The sequence below is a fragment of the Actinospica robiniae DSM 44927 genome, assembly GCF_000504285.1.
In the GTDB taxonomy this organism is placed as follows: Bacteria; Actinomycetota; Actinomycetes; order Streptomycetales; family Catenulisporaceae; genus Actinospica; species Actinospica robiniae.
Genome location: NZ_KI632511.1, coordinates 5,920,536 through 5,946,269, shown reverse-complemented (window position 1 = coordinate 5,946,269; position 25,734 = coordinate 5,920,536). Strand labels below are relative to the sequence as shown.

The 25,734-nt window shown below is 69.5% G+C and carries 24 protein-coding genes and 3 tRNA genes; 17 read left to right on the top strand and 10 right to left on the bottom strand.

Features of this window, described 5'->3' with window-relative positions; genetic code table 11:
• Positions 1-40: 40 nt before the first annotated feature.
• From recF to ACTRO_RS25255, 12 genes are all read left to right on the top strand, one after another.
• Positions 41-1,204, top strand: coding sequence for a DNA replication/repair protein RecF (gene recF, locus ACTRO_RS25305; RefSeq protein ID WP_034266856.1), 1,164 nt, complete (start codon positions 41-43; stop codon positions 1,202-1,204).
• Positions 1,201-1,707, top strand: a complete 507-nt coding sequence (locus ACTRO_RS25300; RefSeq protein WP_051451370.1) for a DciA family protein — start codon at positions 1,201-1,203, stop codon at positions 1,705-1,707. Before recF ends, ACTRO_RS25300 begins: the two co-directional genes overlap by 4 nt.
• 356 nt (positions 1,708-2,063) lie before the next feature.
• Positions 2,064-4,001, top strand: coding sequence for a DNA topoisomerase (ATP-hydrolyzing) subunit B (gene gyrB / locus ACTRO_RS25295; RefSeq protein WP_211244732.1), 1,938 nt, complete (start codon positions 2,064-2,066; stop codon positions 3,999-4,001).
• Between the two features lie 49 nt (positions 4,002-4,050).
• Positions 4,051-6,651 carry a DNA gyrase subunit A gene (gene gyrA, locus ACTRO_RS25290; protein ID WP_034266854.1) on the top strand — a complete coding sequence of 867 codons (2,601 nt, stop codon included), beginning with the start codon at positions 4,051-4,053 and terminating at the stop codon, positions 6,649-6,651.
• A gap of 84 nt (positions 6,652-6,735) precedes the next feature.
• A complete protein-coding gene (locus tag ACTRO_RS25285) occupies positions 6,736-7,383 on the top strand; it encodes a DUF3566 domain-containing protein (RefSeq protein ID WP_051451369.1) in 648 nt (215 codons plus the stop codon).
• A gap of 80 nt (positions 7,384-7,463) precedes the next feature.
• Positions 7,464-7,537: transfer RNA gene (locus ACTRO_RS25280), tRNA-Ile, on the top strand.
• Positions 7,538-7,977: 440 nt separating this feature from the next.
• Positions 7,978-8,115 (top strand): DLW-39 family protein, encoded by a 138-nt coding sequence (locus ACTRO_RS48240; RefSeq protein ID WP_169739947.1) that lies wholly within the window; start codon positions 7,978-7,980, stop codon positions 8,113-8,115.
• Positions 8,116-8,154: 39 nt separating this feature from the next.
• Positions 8,155-8,227: transfer RNA gene (locus tag ACTRO_RS25275), tRNA-Ala, on the top strand.
• A gap of 167 nt (positions 8,228-8,394) precedes the next feature.
• Positions 8,395-9,321, top strand: a complete 927-nt coding sequence (locus tag ACTRO_RS25270) for a hypothetical protein (protein ID WP_157436433.1) — start codon at positions 8,395-8,397, stop codon at positions 9,319-9,321.
• On the top strand, positions 9,315-9,749 hold the full coding sequence (locus tag ACTRO_RS25265; protein WP_051451368.1) for a GntR family transcriptional regulator: 435 nt from the start codon (positions 9,315-9,317) through the stop codon (positions 9,747-9,749). Before ACTRO_RS25270 ends, ACTRO_RS25265 begins: the two co-directional genes overlap by 7 nt.
• Positions 9,750-9,894: 145 nt before the next feature.
• Positions 9,895-10,110 (top strand): hypothetical protein, encoded by a 216-nt coding sequence (locus ACTRO_RS25260; protein WP_034266848.1) that lies wholly within the window; start codon positions 9,895-9,897, stop codon positions 10,108-10,110.
• A gap of 49 nt (positions 10,111-10,159) precedes the next feature.
• A complete protein-coding gene (locus tag ACTRO_RS25255) occupies positions 10,160-11,452 on the top strand; it encodes an aspartate aminotransferase type Ic (protein WP_034266846.1) in 1,293 nt (430 codons plus the stop codon).
• A gap of 57 nt (positions 11,453-11,509) precedes the next feature.
• Here ACTRO_RS25255 and ACTRO_RS25250 read toward each other — a convergent pair whose 3' ends face one another.
• Positions 11,510-11,932: a hypothetical protein gene (locus tag ACTRO_RS25250; protein WP_034266843.1), complete on the bottom strand. Its 423-nt coding sequence runs from the start codon at positions 11,930-11,932 to the stop codon at positions 11,510-11,512.
• Positions 11,933-12,184: 252 nt separating this feature from the next.
• Here ACTRO_RS25250 and ACTRO_RS25245 point away from each other — a divergent pair, with 252 nt between their 5' ends.
• Positions 12,185-12,727, top strand: coding sequence for a peptidylprolyl isomerase (locus ACTRO_RS25245; RefSeq protein ID WP_034266840.1), 543 nt, complete (start codon positions 12,185-12,187; stop codon positions 12,725-12,727).
• A 103-nt stretch (positions 12,728-12,830) separates the two neighbouring features.
• Positions 12,831-13,790 (top strand): rhomboid family intramembrane serine protease, encoded by a 960-nt coding sequence (locus tag ACTRO_RS25240; RefSeq protein ID WP_051451367.1) that lies wholly within the window; start codon positions 12,831-12,833, stop codon positions 13,788-13,790.
• A 172-nt stretch (positions 13,791-13,962) separates the two neighbouring features.
• Here ACTRO_RS25240 and ACTRO_RS25235 read toward each other — a convergent pair whose 3' ends face one another.
• A complete protein-coding gene (locus ACTRO_RS25235) occupies positions 13,963-14,217 on the bottom strand; it encodes a cell division protein CrgA (protein ID WP_034266837.1) in 255 nt (84 codons plus the stop codon).
• Positions 14,218-14,495: 278 nt separating this feature from the next.
• Between ACTRO_RS25235 and ACTRO_RS48235 the strand changes: the two genes are divergently transcribed.
• Positions 14,496-14,654, top strand: coding sequence for a hypothetical protein (locus tag ACTRO_RS48235; protein WP_034266835.1), 159 nt, complete (start codon positions 14,496-14,498; stop codon positions 14,652-14,654).
• A 22-nt stretch (positions 14,655-14,676) separates the two neighbouring features.
• Here ACTRO_RS48235 and ACTRO_RS25225 read toward each other — a convergent pair whose 3' ends face one another.
• From ACTRO_RS25225 to ACTRO_RS25195, 7 genes are all read right to left on the bottom strand, one after another.
• On the bottom strand, positions 14,677-15,309 hold the full coding sequence (locus ACTRO_RS25225; RefSeq protein WP_034266832.1) for an aminodeoxychorismate/anthranilate synthase component II: 633 nt from the start codon (positions 15,307-15,309) through the stop codon (positions 14,677-14,679).
• A gap of 58 nt (positions 15,310-15,367) precedes the next feature.
• A complete protein-coding gene (gene pknB, locus ACTRO_RS25220) occupies positions 15,368-17,365 on the bottom strand; it encodes a Stk1 family PASTA domain-containing Ser/Thr kinase (protein ID WP_084317153.1) in 1,998 nt (665 codons plus the stop codon).
• A gap of 120 nt (positions 17,366-17,485) precedes the next feature.
• A complete protein-coding gene (locus tag ACTRO_RS44945) occupies positions 17,486-18,979 on the bottom strand; it encodes a penicillin-binding transpeptidase domain-containing protein (protein ID WP_034276665.1) in 1,494 nt (497 codons plus the stop codon).
• Positions 18,976-20,433, bottom strand: a complete 1,458-nt coding sequence (locus ACTRO_RS25210; protein ID WP_157436432.1) for an FtsW/RodA/SpoVE family cell cycle protein — start codon at positions 20,431-20,433, stop codon at positions 18,976-18,978. The genes ACTRO_RS44945 and ACTRO_RS25210 overlap by 4 nt, the downstream gene beginning before the upstream one ends.
• 64 nt (positions 20,434-20,497) lie before the next feature.
• Positions 20,498-22,147: a PP2C family protein-serine/threonine phosphatase gene (locus ACTRO_RS25205; RefSeq protein WP_051451365.1), complete on the bottom strand. Its 1,650-nt coding sequence runs from the start codon at positions 22,145-22,147 to the stop codon at positions 20,498-20,500.
• 127 nt (positions 22,148-22,274) lie between these two features.
• Positions 22,275-22,766 carry an FHA domain-containing protein FhaB/FipA gene (locus ACTRO_RS25200; RefSeq protein ID WP_034266829.1) on the bottom strand — a complete coding sequence of 164 codons (492 nt, stop codon included), beginning with the start codon at positions 22,764-22,766 and terminating at the stop codon, positions 22,275-22,277.
• Positions 22,767-22,860: 94 nt separating this feature from the next.
• A complete protein-coding gene (locus ACTRO_RS25195) occupies positions 22,861-23,721 on the bottom strand; it encodes an FHA domain-containing protein (protein WP_034266827.1) in 861 nt (286 codons plus the stop codon).
• Positions 23,722-23,962: 241 nt separating this feature from the next.
• On the opposite strand from ACTRO_RS25195, the gene ACTRO_RS25190 reads away from it, so the two are divergent.
• Positions 23,963-24,045, top strand: a tRNA-Leu gene (locus ACTRO_RS25190).
• Between the two features lie 243 nt (positions 24,046-24,288).
• On the opposite strand, the gene ACTRO_RS25185 is transcribed toward ACTRO_RS25190, so the two are convergent.
• The gene (locus ACTRO_RS25185) at positions 24,289-24,654 is read right to left on the bottom strand and encodes a hypothetical protein (protein ID WP_034266824.1); all 366 of its coding nucleotides are present in this window, start codon (positions 24,652-24,654) and stop codon (positions 24,289-24,291) included.
• A 76-nt stretch (positions 24,655-24,730) separates the two neighbouring features.
• On the opposite strand from ACTRO_RS25185, the gene ACTRO_RS25180 reads away from it, so the two are divergent.
• Positions 24,731-25,720, top strand: coding sequence for an acetylxylan esterase (locus ACTRO_RS25180; protein WP_051451364.1), 990 nt, complete (start codon positions 24,731-24,733; stop codon positions 25,718-25,720).
• The last annotated feature ends 14 nt before the right edge of the window (positions 25,721-25,734 follow it).

The following is a 25,734-nucleotide window of genomic DNA, read 5'->3' as shown; positions in this document are numbered from 1 at the left end:
CGCGTCCGCGGCATCCGAGAGACACACGGCGAGGATCGTCTTGCAGCTTCAGCAGTTGTCGTTGGTCGACTTCCGAAGCTACGCCGGGCTCGAGCTCGAGTTCGAGCCCGGCGTCTGTGTTCTGCTGGGCCCGAACGGGCGCGGCAAGACCAACATCGTCGAAGCGGTGGGCTACCTGGCCACCCACGGCAGCCACCGGGTCGCCCAGGATGCCCCGCTGGTGCGCATCGGCGCCGAGCGCGCGGTGCTGCGGGCGCTGGTGCGCAACGGGGATCGCAATGCCCTGCTGGAGCTCGAGATCAACCCGGGGCGGGCCAACCGGGCCCGGGTCAACCGCAATGCCGTCTCCCGCGCCCGGGACGCGCTCGGCTACCTGCGCACGGTGCTGTTCGCGCCGGAGGATCTGGCCCTGGTGAAGGGGGATCCGGCGCAGCGGCGGCAGCTCCTGGACGATCTGCTGGTCAACCGCGCGCCCCGGTACGCGGCGGTGCGGGCCGACTACGATCGCGCTCTCAAGCAACGCAATGCCCTGCTGCGCAGCGCGGCACAGCTGCGACGGGCCCGGCGCGGCGCACAGGTGGACCTGTCCACCCTGGACCTGTGGGACGAGCATCTGGCCCGGGCCGGCGCGCAGCTGCTGGCCGGCCGGCTCGAGCTGGTCGAGGCGCTCAATCCGTTGGTGGGCAAGGGATACGGCGCCATCGCCGGCCGGGACGAGGCCTCCTTGGACTACCGGCCGTCCTTCACTCCGTCCACAGCCTGGGGACAGGGATCGCCCTCCCCGGCCGAAGCGGAGCTCTACGGCGAACTGGCCGCGGCGCTGGCCGCCGGGCGGCAGGACGAGATCGACCGCGGCATGACGCTCGTCGGCCCGCACCGGGACGAACTGGCCCTGCTGCTCGACTACGGGCACAGCGGCCCGGTGCCGGCGAAGTCCTTCGCCAGCCACGGGGAATCCTGGTCCTTCGCGCTCAGCATCAAACTCGCCGCGTTCGAGCTGCTGCGCGCGGAATCCCTGGAACCGGTGCTGATCCTCGACGACGTCTTCGCCGAACTCGACTCCACCCGCCGTTCCCACCTCGCCTCCGTCGCCGCGTCCGCGGAGCAGGTGCTGATCACGGCCGCGGTGGAGCAGGACGTGCCGGAAAGCCTGACCGGCACGCGGTATCGGGTCGGCGAGGGAACCGCGGAGCGCGAGCGATGACGGGTAAGGAGCAAGGCGGCGAGGCCGCGGCCAGCGGGGTGGACCTGGCCCGCGCGGCCTTGGCGGCGGCCCGGGCCCGGGCCCGCGAACTCGAGCAGAACCGGCCCCAACGCGGCGCGGCCGCACGCCGCGCCGGGGCGCAGAAGCGCTCCGGATCCCGTGCGGACGACCGGGATCCGCAACTGCTGCAGGCGACCATCGGCCGGCTGATGGCCGAGCACGGCTGGGAGACTCCGGTCGCCGTGGGCGGCGTCGTGCACAACTGGGCCGAGGTGGTGGGGGAGCGGATCGCAGAACACTGCGTGCCCGTCTCCTTCGCCGAGGGCGTGCTGACCATCCAGGCCGATTCCCCGGCCTGGGCGGTGGAGATGCGCAACCTGTCCCCGCAGCTCGCACAGCGTTTGAACGAGACTCTGCCTGGCTCCCCGAGCGGCGGCGCGGTCAAGCGGATCAACGTGCTCGGCCCGGCCCGTCCGCGTATGGGCTTCGGCGGCTTCCGATGAGCTGAGCCGTCACGACCCCCCACAGGTGTAGGGATACCGACGCCAGGGGTGAAGGCTTGAGAACCGCCTTTCCGCCGCGTATCGCGCTTCCTGTCCCCCGGAACCGGTAGAATGGAACTCAGCTTTCGCGGCTGTCGTGTTCCGCTTCGGCGGGGCCCGGCGCCGCTGTGTCGTCCGCGTGGTCAGATCACGCCTGCTCGCGGCTTCCGTCTCGGCCCTCAAGGCCGGATCGGGGGCCGCTGCCGCCCAGAAAGGGTTCCGCCTCCGTGGAAAACAGCGAAAACCCGCAGTCCGAAGCAGAGAAGAACAGCGCCACCCCGGTCTCGGGTTCCGCCGCATCATCCAGGGTCGAGGCGGTGTACGACGCCAGTGCGATCAACGTACTCGAGGGCCTCGAGGCGGTGCGCAAGCGCCCGGGCATGTACATCGGATCCACCGGCGAGCGCGGTCTGCACCACCTGGTGCAGGAGATCGTGGACAACGCGGTGGACGAGGCCCTGGCCGGCTACTGCGACCACATCGTGGTGACCCTGCGCGGCGACGGCGGAGTCAGCGTCGAGGACAACGGCCGCGGCATCCCGGTCGGCATCGTCCCCGGCCAGGACAAGCCGGCCGTCGAGGTCGTGCTCACCGTCCTGCACGCGGGCGGAAAGTTCGGCGGCGGCGGCTACGCCGTCTCCGGCGGTCTGCACGGCGTCGGCTCCTCCGTGGTCAACGCCCTCTCCACCCGGCTGACCGTCGCGGTCAAGACCGACGGATTCCTGTGGACGCAGGCCTACCTGCGCGGCGTGCCGACGGCCCCGCTGCACAAGGGCGAAGCCGTCACCGACACCGGCACGACGGTCACGTTCTGGGCCGACGACGAGATCTTCGAGACCACGGTCTACAACTTCGAGACCATCTCCCGCCGCTTCCAGGAGATGGCCTTCCTCAACCGCGGCGTCTCGATCGAACTGGTCGACGAACGGCCGGAGTACAAGGACGACGAGGGCAACGCGCGGTCGGTGCGCTACAAGTACGACGGCGGCATCTCCGACTTCGTCAAGCACCTCAACGGCGCCAAGGGCGAACTCGTGCACCCGCAGGTGATCGAGTTCGGCTCGGAGGACAAGGAGCGCAAGATCTCGGCCGAGGTCGCGCTGCAGTGGAACAACCAGTACAGCGAGAGCGTGTACACCTTCGCCAACGTCATCCAGACCCCTGACGGCGGCACGCACGAGGAGGGCTTCCGCTCGGCGCTGACGAACGTGGTCAACCGGTACGCCAAGGAGAAGCAACTGCTCAAGGAGAAGGACGACAACCTCTCCGGCGAGGACATCCGCGAGGGCCTGGTCGCGATCGTCTCCGTCAAGCTCGGCGAGCCGCAGTTCGAGGGGCAGACGAAGGCCAAGCTGGGCAACACCGAGGCCCGCACCTTCGTGCAGAAGATCACCTACGAGTCGATGGCGGACTGGTTCGACCGCAACCCCAACGAGGCCAAGGACATCATCCGCAAGTCCATCCAGGCCGCCACCGCGCGCATCGCCGCCCGCAAGGCGCGCGAGCTGACCCGACGCAAGGGCCTGCTCGAGTCGATGTCGCTGCCGGGCAAGCTGGCCGACTGCCAGTCCACGAACCCGAAGGAGTGCGAGATCTTCGTGGTCGAGGGCGACTCCGCCGGCGGCTCGGCCAAGCAGGGACGGGACCCGCGCACCCAGGCGATCATGCCCATCCGCGGCAAGATCCTGAACGTGGAGAAGGCCCGGATCGACAAGGTCCTGCAGAACACCGAGGTGCAGGGGCTGATCTCGGCCCTGGGCACCGGAATCCACGACGACTTCGACATCAGCCGGCTGCGCTACCACAAGATCGTGCTGATGGCCGACGCCGACGTCGACGGCCAGCACATCAACACGCTGCTGCTGACCTTCCTGTTCCGGTTCATGAAGCCGCTGGTCGAGGCGGGCCACGTCTACCTGGCCGCGCCGCCGCTCTACAAGGTCAAGTGGAGCAACACCGACTTCTCCTACGCCTACTCCGACGCCGAGCGCACCGCGCTGGTCGCGCAGGGCGTCGCGGCCGGCCGCCGGGTCAAGGACGACAACATCCAGCGGTTCAAGGGACTCGGCGAGATGAACGCCGAGGAGCTGCGGGTGACCACCATGGACCGCGAACACCGGATCCTGCGCCAGGTGACCCTCGACGACGCGGCCCAGGCGGACGAACTGTTCTCGATCCTGATGGGCGAGGACGTCGAAGCCCGCCGCTCCTTCATCCAGCGCAACGCCAAGGACGTGCGCTTCCTCGACATCTGATCGACCCCGCCAGACCCGTGGTACCGCAAGGCGAAAGGACATAGCCCTCGTGGCTGACGAGATCAACACCGCGCAGGACGTGGCGGAGCCGGAGCACGACCGCATCGAGGTCGTCGATCTGCTCACCGAGATGCAGCGGTCCTACCTGGACTACTCGATGGCGGTCATCGTCGGGCGTGCGCTGCCCGAGGTGCGCGACGGCCTCAAGCCGGTGCACCGCCGCGTCCTGTACGCCATGTACGACGGCGGCTACCGGCCGGACCGCGGGTACTTCAAGTGCGCCCGCGTGGTCGGCGAGGTCATGGGCGTCTACCACCCGCACGGCGACACGGCGATCTACGACACCCTGGTCCGGCTGGCCCAGCCGTGGGCGCTGCGGATGCCGCTGGTGGACGGCAACGGCAACTTCGGCTCGCCGGGCAACGACCCGGCGGCGGCCATGCGCTACACCGAGTGCAAGCTCGCCCCGCTGGCCATGGAGATGCTGCGGGACATCGACGAGGAGACCGTCGACTTCCAGCCGAACTACGACGGTCGCTCGCAGGAGCCGACCATCCTGCCGGCCCGTTTCCCCAACCTGCTGGTGAACGGCTCCTCCGGCATCGCGGTCGGCATGGCCACGAACATCCCCATGCACAACCTGCGCGAGGTGGCCGAGGGCGCGCAGTGGTACCTGCGCAACTTCGAGGCGACCCCGGCCGAGCTGCTCGAGGCGCTGCTGGAGCGGATCAAGGGCCCCGACTTCCCGACCGGCGCCCGGATCATGGGCCGGCGCGGCATCGAGGAGGCCTACCGGACCGGCCGCGGCTCGATCATCATGCGGGCCGTGGTCAACGTCGAGGAGATCCAGAACCGCACCTGCCTGGTGGTGACCGAGCTGCCCTACCAGGTCAACCCGGACAACCTCGCCTCCAAGATCGCCGACCTGGTCAAGGACGGCAAGATCCAGGGCATCGCGGACGTGCGCGACGAGTCCTCCTCGCGCACCGGCCAGCGCCTGGTGATCGTGCTCAAGCGCGACGCCGTGGCCAAGGTCGTGCTCAACAACCTGTACAAGCACACCCAGCTGCAGGACAGCTTCGGCGCCAACATGCTGGCGATGGTCGACGGCGTGCCGCGCACCCTGAGCCTGGACGCCTTCATCCGGCACTGGGTCGAGCACCAGATCGAGGTCATCGTCCGGCGCACCCGGTTCCGGCTGCGCAAGGCCCAGGAGCGCGCGCACATCCTGCTCGCGCTGCTCAAGGCGCTGGACGCGATCGACGAGGTCATCGCGACCATCCGGCGCAGCGACACCACCGAGGCCGCCCGGATCGGCCTGATGAGCCTGCTCGAGATCGACGAGGTGCAGGCCAACGCGATCCTCGAGATGCAGCTGCGCCGCCTCGCCGCCCTCGAGCGGCAGCGGATCCAGGACGAGTACGACGAGCTGATGCTGCGCATCGCCGAGTACCAGGCGATCCTCGCCTCCCCCGAGCGGCAGCGGCAGATCGTCTCGGAGGAGCTCGCCGCCATCGTCGAGCGCTACGGCGACGACCGGCGCACCGAGATCGTGCCGTTCGAAGGCGACATGTCCATCGAGGACCTGATCGCCGAAGAGGACATCGTCGTCACCATCACCCGCGGCGGGTACGCCAAGCGCACCAAGACCGACCAGTACCGCTCGCAGAAGCGCGGCGGCAAGGGCGTGCGCGGCGCGGCGCTGAAGCAGGACGACATCGTCGACCACTTCTTCACCACCACCACCCACCACTGGATCCTGTTCTTCACCAACAAGGGCCGGGTCTACCGGGTCAAGGCCTACGAGCTGCCCGACTCCGCCCGCGACGCCCGCGGCCAGCACGTGGCCAACCTGCTCGCGTTCCAGCCGGACGAGCGCATCGCCCAGGTCCTGGACCTGCGCGACTACGAGGTCTCCCCGTTCCTCGTGCTCGCCACCAAGAAGGGCCTGGTCAAGAAGACCCCGCTGAAGGACTACGACTCGCCGCGCTCGGCCGGCGTCATCGCGATCAACCTGCGCGAGGACGACGAGCTGGTCTCGGCCGAGCTGTGCTCCGCCGAGGACGACCTGCTCCTGGTCAGCAAGGAGGCGCAGGCGATCAGGTTCACCGCCACCGACGAGTCGCTGCGCCCGATGGGCCGGGCCACCTCCGGCGTGATCGGCATGAAGTTCCGCGAAGAGGACGAGCTGCTCTCGATGAGCGTGGTCAAGGAGAACACCTTCGTGTTCACTGTGACCGACCGGGGCTACGGCAAGCGCACCGCGGTGGAGAAGTATCCGCTGCGCGGCCGGGCCGGCCTCGGCGTCATCGCCGCCAAGACGATCGAGGAGCGCGGCGACCTCGTCGGCGCGCTGATCGTGGAGGAGAACGACGAGGTCCTCGCGATCACCCAGGTCGGCGGGGTCATCCGCACCCGCGTCGCGGAGGTGCGCGAGACCGGACGCGACACCATGGGCGTCCAGCTGATCCACATCGGCAAGAAGGACGCCGTGGTGGCCATCGCCCGCAACGCCGACCCCGGCGACCTACCCGAGGACGAGGCGGCGGTCGCCGAGAGTGACGAGACCGGTACGGGGAATCACCCGGGTGAGGCAACGGTGACGGAATCGGGACCCGACACGGCACCCGAGTCCGAGTTGGACGGGTAGATTGCGTTATACCAGTTCGTGGATTGAGACCCCCGGCGCGGCCGGCCGCGCCGGGGCGCATCCAGCGTGAAAGGGCATTGAGGCGTGAGTGACAGCGTCAACCCGGCGGGCGGCCGTCCCGGCGGCGGCCGAGGCTACGGCGTTTCCGCCCGCCCCGGTGCCACCCCGATGGACAGCGTGCTCGGTGCGCCGACGGCGCCCCCCACCCTCGGACCGAGCGAGGAGGTCGCGCAGGTCTCCGGCTTCGGCCGGGCCCTCGGCCGCGTCGGCAACGCGATGGCCGCCGGCGTGCAGACGGCCTCGAGCGCCGCCGGCCGCGGCGCCGCGACCGCCCGCCCCGTCGGCGCCCAGGTGCGGGTGCGCAAGGCCAGGCTGCGAGTCGCCCGGGTCGACCCCTGGTCGGTGATGAAGGTCGCGTTCGTGCTCTCGATCGCCCTCGGCATCGTCACCCTGGTCGGCACCGCCGTCGTCTGGGAGGTGCTCAACGGTCTCGGCGTGTTCTCCTCGCTGAACAAGACCATCGGCGACCTGACCAGCAGCGGCAGCGGCACGTCGAGCTCCTTCAACATCTCCTCGGTGCTCTCCTTCGGCCGGGTCGAGGGGTACATGCTCATCGTGGCCCTCGTCGACGTCGTCCTGGTCACCGCGCTGGCGACGCTCGCGTCGTACCTCTACAACCTCTCCTCCGGCTTCGTCGGCGGACTCGAGGTCACCCTCGCCGAAGACCAGTGAGCCCGCCCCGCCCCACGGAACCGGTTTGGGAACACCCCGGCCGATGCGGTACTCTCATCTAGCGCCCGCGAGGGTGTGATGGACCTATAGCTCAGTCGGTTAGAGCGCTTCCCTGATAAGGAAGAGGTCGGTGGTTCAAGTCCACCTAGGTCCACGGAGTTGACGAAGTGCCTGGCTGGCTGACGCTGGCCAGGCACTTCTTTTTCGCTGGTCGGCCACGTCGCTGCGCTCCTCGGCCGGCCGGCTGTGCCGTGGTCCGCTGTTCGTCGCGGGGGCACGGCCCCCACACCCCCACGCCAAAGGGCTCCGCCCTCTGGACTCCCGGCCCGCGCCACGTCGCTGCGCTCCTCGGCGCGGGGACGCTGCGCTGGCTTGACCCCGCCCGCCCGCCCCTTTCAAGCTTGCCGCTCGCTTCGCTACGCGGTGGTGGTGGTGGGGCGGTGAACCGGAATCGGGGGGCGGGGGCGTGCTAAGCTGCGGGACGGTTGGAGAGTCGAGTTCGGGTGCGTGTACTCCGCCCGAGTCGGTGGCTTGTCAGCCCTGTCCCCCTATGTCGCGGGGAGGGCCGCTTCCCGAGTGAGAGGTTTGGGTCCGATGAAGAAGCTGCTTCTGCTGGGTGTGGTCGCCGCTGGTGGCTTCCTGGTCTACAAGCAGGTCAAGGCGGCGGACAAGTCCGAGCAGGACCTGTGGACCGAGGCAACCGACCCGGTTCCCGCCGCAAGCCGCGGTTGATTCTTTCCGCGCCGCGGACACGTTCGCGGCGCGATGCCCGGGGCCATAGCTCAATTGGCAGAGCACTGCCTTTGCAAGGCAGGGGTTAGGGGTTCAAGTCCCCTTGGCTCCACAGTGAAACAGCAGATCAGGGCCGTACGCGAGAAACAGGCGTACGGCCCTGGATCGTCTTGAGGCGCGTCGGCGGCCGCCGGTATGGACAAGCCGGGGGTGGGTTGGTACAACGGTTGCGACAAAGTGCGTGCAGAGTCCAGGGTGGAGTGGGCAATGAGTTCACGTTTGGTGTGGTCGCTGGTTCCTGCGGGCATCATTTTGGCGCTGTGGGTGGTGGCGCTCGTGGTCGGGCGGTTCGACCGGCCCAAGGCACAGGCCCGCGCCGTAGAGCATCTGGCGCAGCTGTTGCGCCTCGCCGTGCCTCCGGGCTACGAGGACCGGCTCATCGCCCGGATGCGGCGGCGGGGCACGGTCCTGGTGCTGATCCTCGGTCCGATCGCCGCGCTTTGGATGGGCTGGATGACCTATGCCGTCACCTTGGCTCCGGAGGGCGGGCCGCGCACGGAGTCGCCGATACTCTTCAGCCTGCCGTTCTGGGCTTTGGGCGCGCTGGCGCTCGCCGCGAGCCATGTCTACGACAGTCTGCGCAGTTCCAAGGAATCGGGCCCGCGGGTGGCGCGGATCGTGGAGCCGGCCCTGACTGATGCGGTTCCGCCAGTCCTCCTGTGGGCCGCCCGTGCCGTCGCGGTGCTTCCGCTGCTGGCAGCGCTGGTGTGGTTGATCGCTCCGGTCTCCGTCCAGTACGCGTCGTTCGCCGCCGCGCGGCCGCAACCGGTTCTCTACGCCGTGGCCGTGGTGCTCTGCCCCGCGCTCGTCGCCGGCACGGAGCTCGGCCAGAAGCGCATCCTGTCCGGCCGGCAGAACGCCGCGACCCCGCAGGAACTGGCCTTCGACGATGCGTTGCGGGTCCAGGCGGTTCTCGCGCTGCTGAACGTGCCGTTCGGCGTGTGTATCAGTGCCGCGCTGCTGATCGCTTCACCCCTGGGCGACACGGCTGGCTGGTCCGGAGACTCAGCCGTGTTCGCCGCCACGATGATCGTCGGATTGTCCATGTACCTCCTCCCTCTCGTCACTCGATCGCAGTGGGCCTCGCGCTACTACCTGCGGCGCTTTGCGGCCTTCTCACAGCCCGGTCCGGCTGCCGCATGCTGATCCGCGTCGATGCAGCCGCAGCCACGCCGCCGTATGAGCAGGTGCGCGCACAGCTCGCGGCGCTCGTCCGGTCTGGCTCGCTGCTTGTGGGCACGCGGCTTCCAACGGTGCGCAGACTTGCGGAGGACCTCGGCCTGGCCGTGAACACGGTCGCGCGGTCGTATAAGGAGCTCGAGGCTGACGGAGTGATCGAGACGCGTGGCCGGCACGGGACGTTCGTCGCTGCGCTCACCGACGCGCAGCGCGAAGCGGCCGAGGCCGCCGCAGCCTACGTCGAGCGCGTGCGGCGCCTCGGGATCAGCGACGAGGAGGCTGCTCGGCTCATCGCGACCGCGCTGAATGCCGGGTTGACCAGCACCTATGCAGATGCCAGTATCCGAGGGTGCTCAAGTGGATCGACCTGCACCCCCGGCAAGCTGTCGTACTGATTTCGGCTGTTGTGCTCGTGGCGGCGCTCGCTCTGGACAACGAGGTGCCGCTGACCCAAGGGTTCACGCCGCTGGCACTCTTCGCACCGACGGCCGTGAATGCGGTGATACGCCGTAGACAGCGGCGATAGGCCATGATGTCAGCATGATGTCTTGGATGCATTCGCGGCCGTTGGGGATGTTCTTCGCGCTCGCGTTCGTCTTCGGCGTGCTGCTGGTGGGGGTGGCGGTAACCGCGGCCTCGGCGCTGATGAACCACGGTGGGGTGCCCTGGTCTTACATCCTCAACTCGGCTGCGTGGATGTTCGTCCTCGCGGGCGTGGCGACCGGAGCCGAGAGGTCGCGGCGGGGCGCGCGGTAGGTTTCCACAGGGTGAAATCGCGCTCGGGTTCGTTCCCGGGCGCACTAGGATGGGGCACGTGGACGAGTTCAGCACACTTGGTTCCGAATCCCTCCTGGCCCTGCGTGAGCAGCTGCAGAAGGAGTACCTGCGACTCCAGGAGCGGGGGCTGAATCTCGATCTGACGCGCGGCAAGCCCTCGGCGGAGCAGCTGGACTTCTCCAACGGGCTGCTCGCACTCCCGGGGGTGGACGACTTCCGCGCCGCCGACGGGACCGACTGCCGCAACTACGGCGGACTGCTCGGGCTGACCGAGCTGCGCGAGATCTTCAGCCCGCTGCTGCAGGTGCCGGTGGCGCAGCTGCTCGCGAGCGACAACTCCAGCCTCTCGCTGATGCACGACACGGTCATCCACTCCATGCTCTTCCCGCTGCCCGGTGGGCAGACGCGGTGGGCGGACGTGGAGCGGCCGGCGTTCCTGTGCCCGGTGCCGGGGTACGACCGGCACTTCTCCATCTGCCAGAAGTTCGGCATCGAGATGATCCCGGTCGAGCCGACCGCGGACGGGCTGCTCGACATCGACGAGATCGAGCGCCTCGCGGCCTCGGACGCGCGGATCAAGGGCATGTGGTTCGTGCCGAAGTACAGCAACCCCACCGGGACCAGCATCTCCGACGAGCACGCGCGCCGGCTGGCGGCGATGCCCACGGCGGCGGACGACTTCCGGCTGCTGTGGGATGACGCCTACAGCGTGCACCACCTGACCGGGGATCACATCACCGTGGCACCGATCCTCGAGCTGTGCGCCGAGGCCGGGAACGCCGACCGGGTGTTCGTGTTCGGATCCACGTCGAAGGTCACCTTCGCCGGGGCGGGGGTCTCGTTCCTGGGCGCCTCCGCGGCGAACCTCGCCTGGTTCCAGGGGCACCTGTCCAAGCGGACCATCGGCCCGGACAAGGTCAACCAGCTGCGGCACGTGCGCTTCCTCAAGGACGCCGCCGGCGTGCAGAAGCTGATGGAGCGGCACCGCGAGAGCCTGGCGCCGAAGTTCGCCAAGGTGCGCGAGATCCTGACCGAGGGCCTCGGCGGCACGGGTGTGGCCACCTGGACCGAGGCGTACGGCGGCTACTTCATCAGCCTGGACGTGCTCGACGGCACCGCCTCCGAGGTGATCCGGCTGGCGAAGGAAGCGGGCATCGCGCTGACCCCGGCCGGGTCGACCTACCCGTACGGCAAGGACCCGCGCGACCGCAATATCCGGCTCGCTCCCTCGTTCCCGCCGGTCGCGGACCTGGACACGGCGATGCGCGCGGTGGTGGTCTGCGTCAAGCTGGCCGCGACGGAAAAGCTGCTCGACAACTGACGCACCGACACTTCGAGGCCCCGCCGGCAGGTTCCGGCGGGGCTTTCGTGTCGAAGGTCAGTTGTGCGCGTCGACGTGCGGGGCTTCCTCCGGCATCATCGTCTGCTCTTCCGCGCATTCCTCGCACCAGCATTCCTGGGCGCGCTTGCGCTGCCAGACGAAGGCGCCGGCGCCGAGGGCCGCCCCGGCCGCGCCGGCCATGGCGATCAGCCGCCACTTGTTGCTGCGTTCGCGCTGGGCCTCGACCTCCGCGCCGCGCAGCACCGCGGCGGCGAGCATCGCCCGTTTGGTGGCCTCCGGCAGGATCTCGTTGCGCATCTTCGTCGACATGTCCATCGCCCGGTGCGAGACGTCCACGGCCATCGGCACCGCGACCTCGCGGGTGTGGGCGAGCTTCGGAGCGAGCCCGTCGCGAGCGTTGGCGTACTGGTCCCGCAGGTAGGGCTGCGCGTTCTGCAGCAGGCTGGTGGTCTTGGTCACGACCGTACCTCCTCAGGTGACTTACCACCTACTGCCCCGGTATGACTGTCGTATTCGCATTTTGGGCCGTTCGGTTTCCCCGTCCCGCGCTGGTCAGGTGCCCGGCCGCCGGCGATGTACGCCTCTCTTCGCCGACAGGACACGGATCGGCAACCAAGCCAGGGCTCGGCGTACTTCGAAACCTGCCGCATGGGAGGATGGAGCCCGCAGCGCTTCGCGGGGGTACCACAGCTACGGAAGGAAGAGCCCGTCATGGCCGAAGAGACGTACGCCGTCCTGAAGACCAACCACGGCGACATCACGATTCAACTGTTCCCGAACCACGCGCCCAAGACCGTGCGCAACTTCGTGGAACTCGCCGAGGGCACGAAGGAGTACACCGACCCGAACACGAACAAGCCGGGCAGCGGTCCGTACTACGACGGGACGATCTTCCACCGCATCATCTCCGGCTTCATGATCCAGGGCGGCGACCCGCTGGGCCAGGGCTACGGCGGCCCCGGCTTCACCTTCGACGACGAGATCCACCCGGACCTGACCTTCAACCGCAAGTACCTGCTGGCCATGGCCAACGCCGGTGTGCGCGGCGGCCACGGCACCAACGGCTCGCAGTTCTTCATCACGGTCTCGACGCCGGAGTACCTCAACGGCAAGCACACCATCTTCGGCGAGGTCGCCGACGAGCAGAGCAAGAAGGTCGTGGACGAGATCGCGGGCGTGCGCACCGGCGCCAACGACCGCCCGGCGCAGGACGTGGTCATGCAGTCCGTCACGATCGAGCGCCGCTCCTCCTGATCCGCGTCGCGCGGGGGCGTCGCCTGAGCGCGCCCCCGTCGTCCCGGCCCCGCGCAGCCGCGCACAGCCTCGATCACGCCCATCCTCTGGGGAGGATTCCACGGTGACCACCTCACCCGACGGAACCGCGCCGATGGACGACGCGATCCGGGATCAGCGGCCCGCGGGAACGCCGAAGTGCTTCCGGCACCCGGACCGGGAGACCTACCTGCGCTGCCATCGGTGCGAGCGCTCGATCTGCACCGACTGCATGGTCAGCGCGGCGGTCGGCTTCCAGTGCCCCGAGTGCGTACGCGGCGGGGCGAAGACCACCCGGCAGCCGCGCACCGCGGTCGGCGGCCGGGTGCACGTGCGCCAGGGCGTGGTCACGATCTCCCTGATCGTGGTGAACGTCGTGATGTACGGGCTGCAGCACGTGGGCGGCGCCGGGTTCTCCGCCCGTTTGGATCTGACCGCGGTCTCCGGTGCGATCACGGCCGACCCGCACATAGGCGTCGCGAACGGTGCGTGGTACCGGCTCGTCACGGCGATGTTCCTGCACCTGAGCCCGGCCCACATCGTGATGAACATGCTCTCGCTGTGGTGGATCGGCCTGCCGGTGGAGAGCCGGATCGGGCGGCTGCGCTTCCTGATGACCTACCTGGTCTGCGGGATCGGCGCCTCGGCGGTGTCCTTCGCCTTCATGGGCCGCTACAGCTACACCTCGGAAGGCGCCTCGGGGGCGATCTTCGGACTGCTCGGGGTGCTCGCCGTGCTGGCCTACCGGGAGCGGCTGAACATGCAGCCGATCGTCGCGGTGATCGTGATCAATCTGGCGTTCAGCTTCGCCGTGCCCGGGATCGACTGGCACGACCATCTCGGCGGACTCGCCAGCGGCCTGGTCCTCGGTGCCGCGTTCGCCTTCGCCCCGCGGCCGCAGCAACGGGTGCCCTGGTACCGCGACACTCAGCTGCTCGTGCCGCTCGGCGCCGGCGTGGCCATCCTGGCGGCGTCCGCGTTGACCGTGGTGATCCACTCCGACTCGCTGCTGCACACCGGCGTGGCCGGCGCTCTGCTCGGCTGAGCGCCGGGGCGCCCCGAGCGGGGCGCCGCTCCCTCGCGATGTCGGCTATCCACAGCCGCGGAGTTATCCACAATCTCCGCGGCGCGTCCTCCACAGGTTTTCCACAGTGTGGAAAAAGCGTTCGAGTCTGTGGATAACCTGCTCGTCGAATCTCTGGTCCGACGCGCCCGGGCTAGCGCCAGCGGGTCGCCACGCCGAAGCCGGCGGCGATGAAGCCGAAGCCGATCACGACGTTCCAGGCACCCAGGGAATCGACCCAGGAGATGTTCGAGGCCAGGTAGTAGAGCACCATCCAGGCGAGGCCGATGACGAAGAAGGCCACCATGAACCGAGGCACCCAGGCCGAGGACTCGAGCTTGATCTTCTGCGGCGTCGGCTCGGTCGGCGGGGTGTAGGCCACCTTGTCCCGGGTCTTGGACTTCGGCACGGAACTCTCCACGTCATTAGGTCAGTCGGCGACTTGTGTCGCGGATACAGCGTAGCCGGGAGGGACGCTCAAGGACAGTCCGCTTGTGCTATGGGTACCGCTCCGCTTCCCGCCGAGTCCGGTCCGAACCGCCCTCACCGGCGTGTCGAGCCCGTTCGGAGCACCTTGTGTGGCACGGTTTCGATGGGCCCGCTGTGCGTTCAAGGTCCGGATCCGCAATCGCGGCGTGTCCCCAGGGTTATCCACAGCCGGGTCCGGATCATGGGGAAGGAGCACCCGTGTACGGCTGGATCTGGCGTCATCTGCCCGGGAGCCTGTGGATGAAGCTGCTCTGCACGTTCATCCTGGTTTCGCTTACGGTCGTCGCATTGTTCGGCTGGATTTTCCCCTGGGCGGAGCCGCACGTGCCGTTCTCCGGCAGCGGCTCGATGAACTGAGTGCCCGACCCGGGCGGGCGCCTCAGCCGCCCGCGCGCCCGGAGAGCGTCGAGGCGAGGCCGACCGCGGCCTCGAGCGCCTGTGGATAGCCGCAGACGGCCAGCCAGTTCGCCAGCATGCGGTGGCCGCCGTCGGTGAGCACCGACTCCGGGTGGAACTGCACCGCCTCGATCGGCAGCTCCCGGTGCCGCACCCCCATGATCACCTCGCCGGTGCGCGCGGTGACCTCCAGCGCGTCCGGCACGGTGGCCGGGTCGATGGCCAGCGAGTGGTACCGCGTCGCGGTGAAGGGATCGGGCAGACCGGCGAACACGCCGCGCCCGTCGTGCGTGACCAGGCTGGTCTTGCCGTGCATCAGCTCCGGCGCGCGCCCGACGGTGGCGCCGAACGCGACGCCGATCGACTGCAGGCCCAGGCAGACGCCGAACAACGGCTGTCCCGTGCCGGCGCAGTGGCGCACCATGTCGATGCACACCCCGGCCTGCTCGGGTGTGCCCGGCCCGGGCGAGAGCAGTACGCCGTCGAAGCCGTCCGCGTCCGCCACGGACACGGTGTCGTTGCGTCGAACCTCGCACTGTGCACCGAGCTGGTACAGATACTGCACCAGGTTGTACACAAACGAGTCGTAGTTATCCACAACCAGGATGCGCGCCATGGGGAAACCCTCGTGCTCCGTCGCTGCGTCGGCTTCGTCGTCGGTCCGGCCGGGCGGCCTAGTTGTTGCCGCCGCCCAGCCCGCCGATCAGATTGGGGGAGGGGCTCATGGACGGGCTGGCGCCGCCCGCGGGCCCGCCGTTGTCGCCGCCGTTCCCGTTGCCGCCGTTGCCGCCGTTACCGTTACCGCCGTTCTGGGCGCCCAGCGAGCAGATCAACGTGACCGGGCTGCCGATGTCGACGGTCTGGTTGGCGCTCGGGTTGGTGCCGATCGCGTAGCCCTGCTGGGTCCCGTCGGTGGCGAGCTGGTTGCTCTCGTTGACCACGAAGTTGTACGGCGAGCCCTTGAGCGTCTGCTGGGCCGCGTCGCAGGTCTGTCCGGCCACCGGCGGAACCGTGGTGGTGCTCGGGCCGCCGGAGATGATCACCACCAGCGGCTGGTTGACCGGCTCGGTCTTGCCGAGCAGCGAGTCGCCCTTCGGGTCCTGGATGTCGATGGTGTATCCGGCCGCGACCGAGTTGCTGCTCACCTGCTTCGAGGTGACGTCGGTGTAGTTGTACTTCTGCTCCAGCGTGGCCACCGTCTGCTGGCCGTTGAGGTCGTACTGGCCGTCGGGGTTCTTCACCGTGCTCATCAGCACGTGCGTCTCCGGGCCGAGGGACACGCAGTAGTCGACCGCGGTGCCGGTGTTCACGGTGGCGCCGCCCGCCGGGCTCTGCTTGACGATCAGGCCGGCCTTGACGTCGGTCGTGGCCAGACCGTCGCCGCAGTTCGACTTGCCCAGCACGTAGCCCGAGGTCTTCAGAGTGGCCTCGGCCTGGGTCGTGGTCAGGTTGGTGATCGGCGGAACCGTGCCGACGGTGCCGTTCTTGCCGGAGAAGACGGTGTTGAACACGATCACCGCCACCACGACGAGCACGAGCACCACGACGCCGATGATCACCCAGCCGGTCCGGTCCGCGCCGCCGCCCGACTTGCCGCGTCCGCCGCCGGTGGAGGACGGCGCGCGCCGCGAGCGCGGCACGGACTCCTCCGGGGCTTCCTGCGGGTATCCGGCGCCCTGGTAGCCGGTCTGCTGGTCGTAGCGGCCGCCCGAGCCGTAGCCCGCCGCCCCGCCCTGCCCGGAGCCGTAGCCCCGGCCGGACTGGGACATCACCTGGGTCGGCGCCGGCGTGGCGCCGAAGCCGGCCGCCACGGTCGGGGCCGCGGCCACCGGGCGTCCGTCGAGGGCGCGCTCGAGGTCGGCGCGCATCTCGTCGGCGGACTGGTAGCGCTCGTCCGGGTGCTTGGCGAGCGACTTCATCACGATCGAGTCGACCACCGCGGGAACCTCGGGGTCGTAGAACGACGGGGGCTGCGCCGCCTCCCGGACGTGCTGGTAGGCCACCGCGACCGGGGAGTCGCCGATGAACGGGGGCCGGCCGGTCAGCAGCTCGTAGAGCAGGCAGCCGGTGGAGTACAGGTCGGACCGCGCGTCCACCTGCTCGCCCTTGGCCTGCTCCGGGGAGAGGTACTGGGCGGTGCCGATGACCGCCGCGGTCTGGGTCATGGTCATGCCGGCGTCGCCCATGGCCCGGGCGATGCCGAAGTCCATCACCTTCACCGCGCCGCCGCGGGTGAGCATCACGTTCGCGGGCTTGATGTCCCGGTGCACGATGCCGTTGCGGTGGCTGTAGTCCAGCGCCTGGAGCACCCCGCTGGTGATCTCCAGGGTGCGCTCCGGCAGCAGCTTGCGCCCGGAGTGCAGCAGGTCGCGCAGGGTCGAGCCGTCCACGTACTCCATGACGATGAACGGGAGCGACACGCCGCCGATGAAGTCCTCGCCGGTGTCGTACACCGCGACGATGGCAGGATGGTTGAGCGACGCGGCGGACTGGGCCTCCCGCCGGAACCTGGCCTGGAAGGTGGCGTCCCTGGCCATGTCGGCGCGCAGCGTCTTGACCGCCACGGCCCTGCCCAGACGGATGTCCCTGGCCATGTAGACCTCGGCCATCCCGCCTCGGCCAAGGACCGCGCCGAGTTCGTACCTGTTACCCAGGCGACGCGGCTCTTCCATCATCCAGCCCTTCTCCGGCCGTAGCGCCATTCCTGCTTTCGGGCGAAGTGTATCGGCCCGCGGCGGACACTGCGGAAGTGTCCGGCCCGATCCGGCACGTCAGACGCCCGATTCTCGGATTCAGTTGGCGGCGGGGTTGGCGAGCACGGCCTTGATCACATTCGCCGCGATCGGACCCGCCAGGGTGTTGCCGAAGGCCTCGTTCGAGGTCACGCCGTTGTCCGCGACCATGACCGCGACCGCCACCTTCGGATCGTTCGCCGGAGCGTAGGCGACCATCCAGGCCACCGAGTTCTGTCCGGCCCCGCGCTGGGCGGTGCCGGTCTTCGCAGCGACAGAGACGCCGAGGTTCTGCAGGTTGGTTGCCGTCCCGTCGGTGACCACGCCCTGCATCATCGTGGACAGCTCGGATGCGACCGAGGAGGAGATCGGCTGGTACAGCTGCGTCGGCGACGCGCTGGCGATCACGTTGCCCTTGGTGTCGAGCTCCTTGGCGATCAGGTACGGCGCCTCGATCACGCCGCCGTCGGCCACCGCCGAGGCCATCATCGCGCCCTCGAGCGGGGTCATCCGCACGTCGAACTGGCCGATCGCCGACTGGGCCACCTGCGGCTGGCTCAGGCTGCCGGGGAAGACCGAGGAGGCCGCCTGCATCGGCACCGCCGGGCCGGTCTTGTTGAAGCCCCAGCCCTCGGCCTCAGTCTGCAGCTCGTTCGCGCCGAGGTGCAGGCCGATGTAGCCGTAGACGGTGTTGCAGGACTGGGCGAAGGCGGCTTCCAGGACCAGGCTGTTGCAGGTCTCGCCGCCGGAGTTGGAGATGGTGGCGGTCGAGCCGGGCAGGTTCAGCACGTCCGGCGGAGCGCCGGTGATCGTGCTGGTCGGGGTGATCTGGTTGCCGTCGAGCCCGTCGGTCAGGGCGGCCGCGGAGGTGATGATCTTGAACGTCGAACCGGGCGGATAGGTGGCCTGCAGCGCCTGGTCCAGCTTGGGCTGGAGCGGGTTGTCGTTGAGCTGCTTGGCGTAGTTGTTCTGCACCGTGCTGCTCGAGGAGGCCAGCTGGTTCGGGTCGTAGCTCGGCAGCGACACCAGCGCCAGGATCGCCCCGGTCTTCGGGTCGATCGCGGCCACCGCGCCCTGGCCGACGTTGGTCAGCGTGTTCGACAGGCCCTGGTAGGCGGCCTGCTGGGCGGCCGCGTTGATCGTGGTCACCACCGAGCCGCCGGACTGGTCCTTGCCCTGCACCTTGCGCAGGAAGTTCTGCGTGGCCAGCCGGGTGTCCTTGCCGGACAGCAGCGAGTTCTCGTAGTTCTCGAGGTTCGCGGTGCCGTAGTCGGAGGAGAAGTAGCCGGTCACCGCGGCGTACTCGGACCCGCTCGGGTAGACCCGCTGGTACTTCATGGTGGAGCTGCCGCTCGCCTTGGAGTAGGCGATCTGGGTGGAGCCGACCAGGATCGAGCCGCGCTGCACGTCGTAGTTGTAGATCGTGTTGCGGAAGTTGTCGGCGTGGTCCGAGTAGGAGCCCGCCTGCACCACCTGGATCCAGTTGCCCTCCAGGAACAGCGCGGCGAACAGGGCGAAGCAGAAGATCGCCACCTTCTTGATGGGCCTGTTCACCCGTGCACCGCCTTTTTCGCGCCGTCGTTTCCGCCACTGCGGGGGTCGAAGAATCCGGGTGGAGCGGACAACGGGAGCGCCGGCGGCAGCGGCCGGCGTGCCGCGTCGGAGATCCGCAGCAGCAGCGCCGCCAGGATCCAGTTGGCCAGCAGCGCCGAACCGCCGTAGGCCAGGAACGGCATCGGCAGGCCGGTCAGCGGGATCACCCGCATCACCCCGCCCGCGGTGATGAACACCTGCAGCGCGAAGGTGACCGCGAGTCCGGCGGCGAACAGCTTGCCGTACGGGTCGCGCACCAGCAGCGCGGTCTTCAGGCCGCGGGCCACGAACAGGCCGTAGCCGATCAGCAACGCGGCCAGGCCGACCAGGCCGAGCTCCTCGCCCACCGTGTCCATGATGTAGTCGGCGTTGTTGGCGAACCCGACCAGGTACGGGTAGCCCTGGCCCAGCCCGGTGCCGAACAGGCCGCCGTTGGCGAAGGCGTAGAGCGACTGGGCGGTCTGCCGGGAGTTGCCGGTCACGTCCCCGAACGGGTTGAGCCAGGACTCGAACCTGACCTGCACGTGCGAGAAGGTCAGCCCGACCAGCACGGCGCCGCCGATGAACATCAGCACGCCGAAGATCAGCCAGCTGGCCCGCTCGGTGGCCAGGTAGAGCATGATGACGAAGGCGCCGAAGAACATCAGCGAGACGCCGAGGTCGGTCTCCCGGATCAGCACCAGCATCGCGAAGGCCCAGCACACGATCAGCGGGCCCATGTCGCGTCCGCGCGGGATCCAGATGCCGAACACCTTGCGGCTGGCCAGCGCCAGGGTGTCCCGCTTGGCGTGCAGGTAGGCGGCGAAGAAGCTGACCATGAGCAGCTTGGCGAACTCGGCCGGCTGGACGGACAGGCCGGCGAACTTCACCCAGCTGCGGGCGCCGTTGACCTCGGACATCGAGGCGGGCAGCACGGCCGGCAGCGCGATCAGGATCAGGCCGACCAGCGCCGAGATGTAGGCGTAGCGCTGGAGCACCTTGTGGTCGCGCAGGAAGTAGAGCACGGCGATCAGCACGACGACGCCGATCACGGAGAAGATCGCCTGCTGCTTCGCCGCGCCGCCGGCCGGCGCGAGCTTGTTCGCGATGTTGTACGGGTCGAGCCGGGAGATGAGCACCAGCCCGAGTCCGTTGATCCCGGCGGCCAGCGGCAGGATCAGCGGGTCGGCGTAGGGGGCCAGCCAGCGCACCGCGAGGTGGGCGATCAGGAGCACGACGGCGAAGCCGAAGCCGACCGGCCAGAAGTTGGCGGGGAGCTTGTCGTGCATCGCCAGGCCCACGTTCGCGTAGGCGAACATGCCGAGAACCAGGGCGAGCCCGAGCAGCAACAGCTCGGCGTTGCGCCGCTTCGGGATCTCGGGCTCGGCCGGCGGCGGCGGGGCGTAGGCCTCGCTGGCCGACGGTTTGGCAGCCATCGACATCGTGCTTCCTGTCCGTATTCCGAGCCGGCAGGCCTGCGCAGACCTGCCGCCGCTCTCATCAGCTTGTGCCGGGACCTCCGCCGACCCCGGCATTCGACGGGCATTGGGCCGAAAGTTGCTTCAATCCAGTGGTACCGGAGCTTAGCGAGGCTGACGGGTCGGCGCTGGCGGAGGGGGTCGCGCTGGGGCTCGCCGGGGACGAGGCGTCACCGGTCGGGGTCGTGGTGTGACCGGCGGTCGCGCTGGCCGAGCCGGACGGCCGGCCGGCGCCGTCGACCGACGGGCTCGACGCGGACGGGGAGGAGCTGGCGCTCGGCGAGGCCGAGACCGGGGGCACGGCGGTCAGGGCGGAACAGTCGTTCTCGACGAGGGAGAGCATGTTGACGATGTTCTGCGCGTCGTCGAGGTTGTTCGCGGTTATCGAGGCCAGCACCCGGGACTTCTGGACGTCCGGCAGTCCGGAGACGGTGACCGGCTCGGTCGAATAGACGTGCGAGAGTTTGAGCCCGGCCACCGACATGTGCACGCCCTGATAGATCGCCACATGCCCGCTGCCGTCGGCGCCGACGTAGTACTGCTGCTGGCTCCAGTAGTACGCGCCGCCCGCGGCCGCGCCGAGGACGATGACGCAGGTGCCCACGATCGCGGTCGGTTTGACCCAGCGTCGCCGCTTTCGTCCGCCGTTGCCCGCCTCTGACGGCGCGTCGACCGCGTCGAGCTCGGCCGTGTCCGATTCGCCGGGTCCGGCCGGCGCCGGCGCCGGGATCACGGGGGGCTGGCCGGGGGCGGGGCTCGGGGCCGCGGCGCCCACGGTCTGGATCATGCCGGTGACGGACGGGTCCGCGCCGCCGGCGACCGGGCGCGGGGCGGTCGGTGAGTAGGACGGGAGCGAACCCTGATTCTCCGCCGCCGCGCCCACGATGACCGGCAGTTCCAGGTACTGGGTCTCGGCCTGGCTCGAGGAGCCGCCGGCCTGCTGCTCGTAGGCGTCCGCCACGATGCAGGTGATGTTGTCCGCGCCGCCGCCGCGCAGCGCGTGCTGGATCAGCGTCTCGGCCGCGTGGTGCGGATCGCCGTAGCCCGCCAGCGTGGAGGCGAGGGTGGAGAAGGGGACGAACCCGGACAGTCCGTCGCTGCACAGCAGGAACCGGTCGCCCGCCTGCAGATCGAGCACGGTCAGGTCCAGGTCGACCTCGCCGCTGGTGCCGAGCGCGCGCATGAGCAGCGAGCGCTGCGGGTGGCGCCCGGCCTCGTCCTCGGTGATCTGGCCCTCGTCGATCAGCCGCTGCACCCAGGTGTGGTCGGTGGAGATCTGCTCGAGCACGCCGGCGCGCAGGCGGTAGGCGCGCGAGTCGCCGATGTGGGCGAAGGCCACGTGGTTGCCGCCGGCCAGGAACAGCGCGGTGACCGTGGTGCCCATGCCCTCGAGCTCGGGCTGCTGCGCGATGATGGCGCGGATCTTGTTGTTGGCCAGCTTCACCCGGTCGTCGAGGTCGCGCACCGGGTCGCCGGTCAGACCGGTGGTGTGCGGCGAGTCGAGCTCGGCCAGCGTCTCCAGCGCGACCGCGGACGCGATCTCCCCGGCGGCCTGGCCCCCCATCCCGTCGGCGATCACGAGCAGGCGGGCGCTGGCGTACCCGGAGTCCTCGTTGCCGTCGCGGATCAAGCCCACGTGGGATCGTGCGGCGTAACGCAGGGACAGGCTCATCGAATCTTCTTCCGCTGCAACGTCGGGGGGAGAGGCCGACGCCGTCCCGCGGCCCGCCGAGCGGGTCGGCCGGGACGGTCCGGCGCCGTTTCCTGATGCGGCAACCGTAGTCGGGCCGACAGCCTAGTCACTTCTTGAGTTCGAGGGCGGTCTTGCCGATCCGGATGGGCACACCCAAAGGTACCGGTGTCGGCGCGTTGATCTTGGCTCGGTCGAGATATGTCCCGTTCGTGGAGCCGAGATCCTCCACCACCCACTGGCCGGTGGCGTCCGGGTAGATCCGGGCGTGGCGGCTGGAGGCGAAGTCGTCGTCGAGCACGATGGTCGAGTCGTGCGCCCGGCCGAGGGTGATCTGAACCCCCGTCAGCGCGACGCTGGTGCCCGCCAGCGAGCCCGAGGTGACCACCAGATGGGTCGGCACCGCGCCGCGGCGCGGCTTGGCGCTGGGGCGGTCGACCACGGCCGCCGGGGGCGTGGGGCGGGAAGAGGGGCGGGAGCGGCCGGACCGGCCGCCCGCCCCGAACAGATCCGTACGCACCACGCCGAGCGCGAGCAGCACGAAGATCCAGAGTATCGCCAGCAGGCCGAGCTTCATCACCGTGATCGTGAGGCCGGTCAAGTTTCAGCTCCCTGGGTTCCAGGCCGTGGCGCTCGCGGCCGGGGCGGACAAGTGTGCCGGGGATAAGTGTGCCCGCTTGCCCGCCTCGTGTGCGCTACCGGGGGTCCTGGCGGAAGATGATCGTGGTGTTGCCCAGGTGGATGACCGAGCCGTCGCGCAGCTGTGCCTGGCGTACGTGCTGGTCGTCGACCACAATGCCGTTGGTCGAGCCGAGGTCGGAGATGACCGAGGGCATGCCGACCCGGATCTCCGCGTGCCGGCGGGAGACCGAGGGGTCGTCGATCCGCAGGTCCACCTCGGTGCCGCGGCCGAGGCTGGTGACGGCGCGGGAGAGCGGGTGGCGCACGCCGTTGACCTCGATCCAGCAGGTGCCCGGGCCGGCCTGCGGCTGCGGGAAGCCGCCGCCCATCGGCGGTTGCTGCTGCTGCGGGGGCGCGCCGAAGCCGCCCTGGCCGGCGGGCGCGCCGAACGGCTGCTGCGGCGGCACCGGGGGCTGCTGCGGGTAGCCCTGGGGCTGTTGCTGCTGCGGCGGCGCGCCGAAGCCGGCGGCCTGCTGCGGCGGGTAGCCCGGCATCTGCACCACCCCGGCCAGCGCCTGGGAGCGGATCCGGAACATGCCGGTGCTCAGGTCGGCCACCCGCTCGAACTTCACCTCGACCGGGCCGACGAACATGTAGCGCTGCTCCCGGCCGTGGTCCTGGAGCAGCTCGCCGAGCTCGGCCGAGAGCGGCCCGGCGTAGGTCGCCAGCCGCTCGTAGTCGTGCGCCCCGAGCTCCACGGTGAAGTCGTTGGGCACCATCACCCGCCCCTGGCTGACCGGGGCGGCGCGGTCGTCGCACTCGCGCTGGAGCGCGCTGGCGATCTCGACCGGCTGCACCTCGGACTTGAATGCCTTGGCGAAGGCGCCGTTGACCAGGCCTTCGAGGCGTCGCTCAAAGCGCTGGAGAACACCCACGGCTACCTACTCCTTCAGTCAATCCCTCGGCGCGCGCTGGCGTGCCCCCACGGCGCGCCCGCTGATGCCATCCCCTCGATCGTATCGATGGTTAGCTCTGCTGCGCGCGTCCGTGGGCACCATCGTGGCCCGCATCCCGCGCCGGGCGCGAGCCGGACTCTGCCGAAAGGGGTTCCCGGCGGAGGGCCCCGGTAATCGATTTGGGGCTAGCCGGGGTTCCCGTGCTATCTTTTTCCTCGTTGCGCGAGTGGCGGAATGGCAGACGCGCTGGATTCAGGTTCCAGTGCCCGCAAGGGCGTGGGGGTTCAACTCCCCCCTCGCGCACTCAGGTGCTCCGATGGAAGTCGGGAGCACGAGTACGAAACGGCCCGGCCGAGGTGATCAAGATCACCCAGGCCGGGCTTCTTCGTGCTCGGGGGCTTCGGCAGGGTTTTCAGCCGCCGGCGGGCGCGTTGAATCAGCCTGTGTAACGGTCTGGCTATAGAACCCGTGCCGGGCTGGTGGTCAGGCGGGCCGGTCCGTCGGTCGAGAAGCTGCCCGAACCGGTCGTGATCGGCTCGGGCAGGCTCACCAGACGGCGTTGGCCGAGAGGCCGCGCTGGGTGGGAACCATGTTGTCCGTGCTGAACTGGCTGATCTCGCTGTCGGCATTGATCCGGAGTTCGCCGCGGTCTGCCGTCTCGTTGGCACGGCACCCGTGCTCAGGATGCTGACGTTCAGCCGGAAGGTCAGCTGGATGGACCATGCTCGTCGGCCCGGCCGCAGTGATCTGCAGGTACTCGGGCTCGGGGTCGGCCGAGGCCTGCGCGAGCACGCGGGCGCCGTCGAGGACCTCGGCGGTGATGTTGTCGTCGACGTTCGTGCCGAGCTGCACGTCGAGGTCGAAGGTGCTGGTTCCGGCGGGCAGCGTGGCGGGGGAGCTCACCACGTCCACCGCGCGCTCCGACCCACGGCGGGAAACGCTCGTGTTCCGGGGTCGAAGCGGGCGATCAGCCCTACGCTGTGGCCCCATGAAGATCAGTCAGATCTCGCCGGGCGCCGCCGTCAACGAGCACCCGTTCCCGTTCGATCCGTCCTACGGGATGGATCTGGACGCGCTGCTGCAGGTGAGCGCGCCGGACAACGCCCCGTCCGACTTCGCCGAGTTCTGGTCGCGACGTTATAACGAGGCGCGGGACACGACGGTCGAGCCGAAGCTCGGTCGCAAAGTCCGCAGCGCCCGGGGCGTCGAGTTCTACGAGATCGAGTTCACTTCGGTCGGCGGAGTGCGGCTCGGCGGCTGGCTGGCGCTGCCGGCGGACGGGGAGGTCGAGCGCGGCTTCGTCTTCGGCCACGGCTACAGCGGCCGCGACGCGCCCGACTCCGTACTGCCGGTGGCCCGGGCGGCGGCGATCTTCCCGGCGTCCCGGGGTCTGCCGACGAAGGGCCTGATCCCCGGTGTTCCCGCGGACCCGGGCGGCCACGTGCTGCACGGCGTCGAATCGCCGGCCACGTATATCGTCGGCGGCTGCGTCGCCGACCTGTGGTGCGCCGCGACGGCTCTGACCGAGCTTGTGCCCGCCGCTGGGCGGCGCCTGGACTACTCGGGCATCAGCTTCGGTGGCGGGACCGGCGCGCTCGCCCTGCCCTGGGACGACCGTTTCACCGCGGCCCAACTGATCGTGCCGACCTTCGGCAACCATCCGCTCCGGGTGACGCTCGAATGCAACGGCAGCGGCGCGGCCGTTCGCGAGCGTTTCCTCACCGACCCCGCGGTACTGGACGTCCTGGCCTACTTCGACGCCGCGACAGCCGCCCGCCACCTGCGGCTTCCGGTCCACGCGGTGCCGGCGCTGTTCGATCCCTCGGTGCCGCCGCCGAGCCAGTTCGCCATCGTCAATTCGCTCGCCGGGCCGGTCGAGGCGCTCGTCGCCACGGCCGGGCACTTCCACGAGTTCCCGCAGTACACCCAGGAGACGGTGCGCCTGGTCCGTGCGACCCGGGAGTTCTTCGCCGCATGACGCAAGGCGCCGCA